The organism is Parapedobacter soli, from assembly GCF_025460835.1.
Lineage (GTDB): Bacteria > Bacteroidota > Bacteroidia > Sphingobacteriales > Sphingobacteriaceae > Parapedobacter > Parapedobacter soli.
On record NZ_JAMXAY010000142.1, the window covers coordinates 1 to 884 of the forward strand.

1 protein-coding gene is annotated in these 884 nt (G+C 49.4%); it reads left to right on the top strand.

Annotated features, from left to right (window positions below; all coding sequences use genetic code 11):
* The coding region (locus NGM62_RS21925) for a transposase (RefSeq protein ID WP_262250435.1) at positions 1–709 on the top strand (709 nt) is incomplete at its 5' end.
* Positions 710–884 lie beyond the last annotated feature (175 nt).

The window sequence follows — 884 nt, forward strand, 5'->3', positions numbered from 1 at the left end:
CATACTGGGTGTGATCGATGCACTCATCGCCGGGGAAACAGACCCCCACCGGTTGTCCAAATTGGTTTATGCCAACAGAAAGAACAAGGAAAACGGCAGGCTGTTGGAAGCATTGACGGGCTATATGAAGCCACACCACCGCTTTAACCTCCAGATGGAGAAGGAAGAATACGATCTTTTGGTAAGGCAATCGAATAGGTATCTGGAGAAGATAGAATACATCTGCCAACAAAGTTTCCCCCGGCAGGCCGCATTGCTGAAGACCATCCCGGGCGTCAGCCGTATCAGTACCGCAGTCATCATCGCCGAAACAGGCGCAGACATGAAAACCTTTGAGAACAGTGGCAAATTGAGCGGTTGGGTCGGGTTACGGCCAAAGAATGACGAGAGTGCGGGGAAGTATAAGAGCACGGCTATCACCAAGGGGAACAGGTACCTCAAACCGATGCTGGTACAGATCGCTTGGGGAGCAGTTCGGAAGAAAGGTTCATTTTTCAAAGAGAAGTTCAACCGTTTATCCATCAGAAAGTCAGCTAAGAAGGCACTCATCGCCATTAGCCGGAAGATTACCGTGGTTATCTGGAATGTCCTGCATGATATGGTGCCCTACAACCCCGCAATGCAGGTTGTTTACGAACCGGCCAAACTGGATGCCAGGATACGCTACCACCAACGCGAAATGGAACGGATAGCCAAGTTAAAGCCGTAATTATTTTTTGCGTAAAGGTCGGGTAACTTTGTGGTGGCTACTAAGACCCCGTTTTCAAATTGACCAATGCAACATGCCCGATAGGGCCATAAGCACACAAGCATGAGTTAATGCCTGCTAACCGCAGACCAAGCTCGAAGAGGAAAATCGCAATCCCAATGCGCAATGGGAATGA